Here is a 5,774-nt window from a genome sequence, read left to right on the forward strand (position 1 = left end):
ATAAAGCCCCTGGCGGTGACCTGTTGCGGGTCGCGACCTGTGGTCGCCACCGCACCAAAGAAAAACCCCCACCGTTTCCGGTGAGGGTGTTTCAGGATAAAGCCCCTGGCGGTGACCTACTCTTGCATGGCAAAGCCACACTACCATCGGCGCATGCGCGTTTCACTTCTGAGTTCGGGATGGGATCAGGTGGTACCACGCCGCTATGGCCGCCAGGGAAGGGGTGGGAGCAGCGCGTTGGCGCCGGCTCCACATTCTTCGTGGAAAGCCCGGTCGATAAAGCCGACCAGACTCTCCCGTGAGTGGAAACTCACGTTGGATAAATCGTAAACGAGTGACAAGCGTCGAGGTGATATTTCGCTATCGAACTTTGGACAAATGTCGCGGCACAATCGCTCTTTCGAAGAGTCCGGCCATGGAGGGTCGGTAGCTTCGCAGAGGGACCTGCGTAAAACAAAGCCACTTGGGGTTATATGGTCAAGCCTCACGGCTCATTAGTATCAGTTAGCTCAATGCATTGCTGCACTTCCACACCTGACCTATCAACCACCTAGTCTTGATGGTGCCTTAAGGAGAGTCAAGCTCTCGGGAGATCTCATCTTGGGGCGTGCTTCCCGCTTAGATGCTTTCAGCGGTTATCACTTCCGTTCGTAGCTACCGGGCAATGCCATGGGCATGACAACCCGAACACCAGCGGAACGTCCACTCCGGTCCTCTCGTACTAGGAGCAGCCCCCCTCAAATCTCCAACGCCCACGACAGATAGGGACCGAACTGTCTCACGACGTTCTGAACCCAGCTCGCGTACCACTTTAAATGGCGAACAGCCATACCCTTGGGACCGGCTACAGCCCCAGGATGTGATGAGCCGACATCGAGGTGCCAAACACCGCCGTCGATATGAACTCTTGGGCGGTATCAGCCTGTTATCCCCGGAGTACCTTTTATCCGTTGAGCGATGGCCCTTCCATACAGAACCACCGGATCACTATGACCTACTTTCGTACCTGCTTGATCCGTCGATCTCGCAGTCAAGCACGCTTATGCCATTGCACACAGTGCGCGATGTCCGACCGCGCTGAGCGTACCTTCGTGCTCCTCCGTTACTCTTTGGGAGGAGACCGCCCCAGTCAAACTACCCACCATACACGGTCCCTGACCCGGATTACGGGCCGAGGTTAGAACGTCAAGCACTTCAGGGTGGTATTTCAAGGATGGCTCCACGCAAACTGGCGTCTGCGCTTCAAAGCCTCCCACCTATCCTACACAGAAGAACTCAACGTTCAGTGTAAAGCTATAGTAAAGGTTCACGGGGTCTTTCCGTCTTGCCGCGGGAACGCTGCATCTTCACAGCGAATTCAATTTCACTGAGTCTCGGGTGGAGACAGCGCCGCTGTCGTTACGCCATTCGTGCAGGTCGGAACTTACCCGACAAGGAATTTCGCTACCTTAGGACCGTTATAGTTACGGCCGCCGTTTACTGGGGCTTCGATCAAGAGCTTCGCCTTGCGGCTGACCCCATCAATTAACCTTCCAGCACCGGGCAGGCGTCACACCCTATACGTCCACTTTCGTGTTTGCAGAGTGCTGTGTTTTTGATAAACAGTCGCAGCGGCCAGGTTACTGCGACCCATCGACGCTCAGTCACGCACGTGACCACGTCAATGGGCGCACCTTCTCCCGAAGTTACGGTGCCATTTTGCCTAGTTCCTTCACCCGAGTTCTCTCAAGCGCCTTGGGATTCTCACCCTGCCTACCAGTGTCGGTTTACGGTACGGTTTTTCTACAGCTGAAGCTTAGTGGCTTTTCCTGGAAGCGTGGTGTCAGTCACTTCGCCCAATAGGGCTCGTCTCGGTGCTCGGCATAAAGGGTCCCGGATTTGCCTAAGACCCATGCCTACCGCCTTTCCCCGGGACAACCAACGCCCGGTAGACCTAACCTTCTCCGTCCCCACATCGCACTGTAGAAAAGTGCAGGAATATTAACCTGCTTCCCATCGACTACGCATTTCTGCCTCGCCTTAGGGGCCGACTCACCCTGCGCCGATGAACGTTGCGCGAGGAAACCTTGGGCTTTCGGCGTGGGGGCTTTTCACCCCCATTATCGTTACTCATGTCAGCATTCGCACTTCCGATACCTCCAGCAGACTTTACAATCCACCTTCACAGGCTTACGGAACGCTCCTCTACCGCGTACACATAAATGTGCACACCCCGAGCTTCGGTGCATAGCTTAGCCCCGTTAAATCTTCCGCGCAGACCGACTCGACCAGTGAGCTATTACGCTTTCTTTAAAGGATGGCTGCTTCTAAGCCAACCTCCTGGCTGTCTATGCCTTTCCACATCGTTTTCCACTTAGCTATGACTTTGGGACCTTAGCTGCGGGTCTGGGTTGTTTCCCTTTTCACGACGGACGTTAGCACCCGCCGTGTGTCTCCCGGATAGTCTGTCCTGGTATTCGGAGTTTGCCATGGTTTGGTAAGTCGCGATGACCCCCTAGCCATAACAGTGCTCTACCCCCAGGAAGATTCGTCCGAGGCGCTACCTAAATAGCTTTCGAGGAGAACCAGCTATCTCCGAGTTTGTTTAGCCTTTCACTCCTATCCTCAGCTCATCCCCATCTATTGCAACAGATGTGGGTTCGGTCCTCCAGTGCGTGTTACCGCACCTTCAACCTGGCCAAGGATAGATCACTCGGTTTCGGGTCTACTGCCTGAGACTATGCGCCCTATTCAGACTCGATTTCTCTTCGCCTCCCCTATACGGTTAAGCTTGCCACAGACAGTAAGTCGCTGACCCATTATACAAAAGGTACGCAGTTACCCTTGCGGGCTTCCACTGCTTGTACGTATACGGTTTCAGGGTCTATTTCACTCCCCTCTCCGGGGTTCTTTTCGCCTTTCCCTCACGGTACTAGTTCGCTATCGGTCAGTCAGTAGTATTTAGCCTTGGAGGATGGTCCCCCCATGTTCAGACAAGGTTTCACGTGCCCCGCCTTACTCAATTTCACACAAAATGCCTTTTCGTCGACTGGGCTATCACCATCTATGGCCGGGCTTTCCATCCCGTTTGACTAAAACATAATGTGCTTTTGGGCTAGTCCCCGTTCGCTCGTCGCTACTCAGGGAATCTCGGTTGATTTCTTTTCCTCCGGGTACTTAGATATTTCAGTTCCCCGGGTTCGCCCTGCATGGCTATGTATTCACCATGCAGTACTCCTTGCGGAGTGGGTTTCCCCATTCGGACATTGCCGGATCAAAGCTTGTTGCCAGCTCCCCGACACTTTTCGCAGGCTGCCACGTCCTTCATCGCCTCTGACTGCCAAGGCATCCACCGTATACGCTTAGTCGCTTGACCATATAACCCCAAGTCGCCTCGGGGCATGCACCCTCATCAGGTGCAGCCAAGTTACTTCGTTTTCGTGCCTTGTCACTTGCCTCGGTTCGGTGTCGAACCAAGACGCTTGTCACTCGTTTACTTTGTTTTCAAAGAACATCACACCGGCCTCAATGCCGGGTGATTTCAAAAATCTTGTGTGTGCTGATACTTCACGCGTCAGATCGAACCATGGTGGAGCCTATCGGGATCGAACCGATGACCCCCTGCTTGCAAAGCAGGTGCTCTCCCAGCTGAGCTAAGGCCCCAAGGAACCCTTGGAATATGGTGGGTCTGGGTGGACTCGAACCACCGGCCTCACCCTTATCAGGGGTGCGCTCTAACCACCTGAGCTACAGACCCATGAAGGATGAACCCCAGAACCCGCGAGCCAAGCTACCTGGAAACTATCTAAAGCCAGATTCGAAGCCGCTGTCGATGAAGAGTCCGTCCAGCGATGGACGGTCTTGATCTACGCTCTTCGCGACAGGATGTCGCGTGAAGTACAGGTGTCTTGTGTGGACGTCTTGCGTGAAAGCATCACGCCGTCGTTTCTTGAAAGGAGGTGATCCAGCCGCACCTTCCGATACGGCTACCTTGTTACGACTTCACCCCAGTCATGGACCACTCCGTGGGCGTCGTCCTCCTTGCGGTTAGACTAACGCCTTCTGGAGCAACCCACTCCCATGGTGTGACGGGCGGTGTGTACAAGGCCCGGGAACGTATTCACCGCGGCATAGCTGATCCGCGATTACTAGCGATTCCGACTTCACGGAGTCGAGTTGCAGACTCCGATCCGGACTGGGATCGGCTTTCTGGGATTGGCTCCACCTCGCGGTATTGCAACCCTCTGTACCGACCATTGTAGTACGTGTGTAGCCCTGGCCGTAAGGGCCATGATGACTTGACGTCATCCCCACCTTCCTCCGGTTTGTCACCGGCAGTCTCCTTAGAGTTCCCACCATTACGTGCTGGCAACTAAGGACAAGGGTTGCGCTCGTTGCGGGACTTAACCCAACATCTCACGACACGAGCTGACGACAGCCATGCAGCACCTGTGTTCCGATTCCCGAAGGCACTCCTGCATCTCTGCTGGATTCCGGACATGTCAAGGCCAGGTAAGGTTCTTCGCGTTGCATCGAATTAAACCACATACTCCACCGCTTGTGCGGGCCCCCGTCAATTCCTTTGAGTTTCAGTCTTGCGACCGTACTCCCCAGGCGGCGAACTTAACGCGTTAGCTTCGACACTGATCTCCGAGTTGAGACCAACATCCAGTTCGCATCGTTTAGGGCGTGGACTACCAGGGTATCTAATCCTGTTTGCTCCCCACGCTTTCGTGCTTCAGCGTCAGTGTTGTCCCAGATGGCCGCCTTCGCCACTGATGTTCCTTCCGATCTCTACGCATTTCACCGCTACACCGGAAATTCCACCATCCTCTGACACACTCTAGCTTGCCAGTATCCATTGCCATTCCCAGGTTGAGCCCGGGGATTTCACAACAGACTTAACAAACCGCCTACGCACCCTTTACGCCCAGTAATTCCGATTAACGCTTGCACCCTTCGTATTACCGCGGCTGCTGGCACGAAGTTAGCCGGTGCTTATTCCTCAGGTACCGTCAGCCCCATGGGGTATTAGCCCGTGGTATTTCGTTCCTGATAAAAGTGCTTTACAACCCGAGGGCCTTCTTCACACACGCGGCATTGCTGGATCAGGCTTGCGCCCATTGTCCAATATTCCCCACTGCTGCCTCCCGTAGGAGTCTGGACCGTGTCTCAGTTCCAGTGTGGCTGATCATCCTCTCAGACCAGCTAGCGATCGTCGCCTTGGTAAGCCATTACCTTACCAACTAGCTAATCGCACATCGGTCCGTCCAACCGCGCAAGGTCCGAAGATCCCCTGCTTTCTCCCGTAGGACGTATGCGGTATTAGCGTAAGTTTCCCTACGTTATCCCCCACGTCTGGGTAGGTCCCGATGCATTACTCACCCGTCCGCCACTCGCCACCCACAGTATTGCTACTGCTGTGCTGCCGTTCGACTTGCATGTGTTAGGCATGCCGCCAGCGTTCAATCTGAGCCAGGATCAAACTCTTCACTTAAGTTTTCGACAACCTCATCCTTGCGGACGAAAGCCATCTATCTTTCCGAAGCGTTAGTCCCAACAAAATCAAAACTCATTACTGACTTTTTCTTTCATTGGACGCTTGCATTGCTTGGACAGGTCATGACCCATTCAACACAAGACGTCCACACAATTCACCTGCGCACACTGTCAAAGATCGTTCGCTTGCATCCCGTTTCCGGTTTGCGCCCCAAGACGTTTCGTCCTAGGTGAGCCGCCCATTCTACATCGCTTTTCCCTACCGTCAACACCCTCGGTGACGCTTTTTTCGAGGT

General features: G+C 54.3%; 2 tRNA genes and 3 rRNA genes. All 5 read right to left on the reverse strand.

The window, feature by feature from the left end:
• Positions 1 to 103 precede the first annotated feature (103 nt).
• A 5S ribosomal RNA gene (rrf, locus tag ACQGNJ_RS00155) occupies positions 104 to 217 on the reverse strand.
• Positions 218 to 473: 256 nt separating this feature from the next.
• A 23S ribosomal RNA gene (locus ACQGNJ_RS00160) occupies positions 474 to 3,355 on the reverse strand.
• Between the two features lie 211 nt (positions 3,356 to 3,566).
• Positions 3,567 to 3,642, reverse strand: a tRNA-Ala gene (locus tag ACQGNJ_RS00165).
• Between the two features lie 17 nt (positions 3,643 to 3,659).
• Positions 3,660 to 3,736, reverse strand: a tRNA-Ile gene (locus ACQGNJ_RS00170).
• A 195-nt stretch (positions 3,737 to 3,931) separates the two neighbouring features.
• Positions 3,932 to 5,476: ribosomal RNA gene (locus tag ACQGNJ_RS00175) — 16S ribosomal RNA — on the reverse strand.
• Together the 16S, 23S and 5S rRNA genes with 2 tRNA genes alongside form the textbook arrangement of a ribosomal RNA operon.
• Between the last annotated feature and the right edge of the window lie 298 nt (positions 5,477 to 5,774).

The organism is Rhodanobacter ginsengiterrae (assembly GCF_050026815.1).
GTDB classification, from domain to species: domain Bacteria; phylum Pseudomonadota; class Gammaproteobacteria; order Xanthomonadales; family Rhodanobacteraceae; genus Rhodanobacter; species Rhodanobacter ginsengiterrae.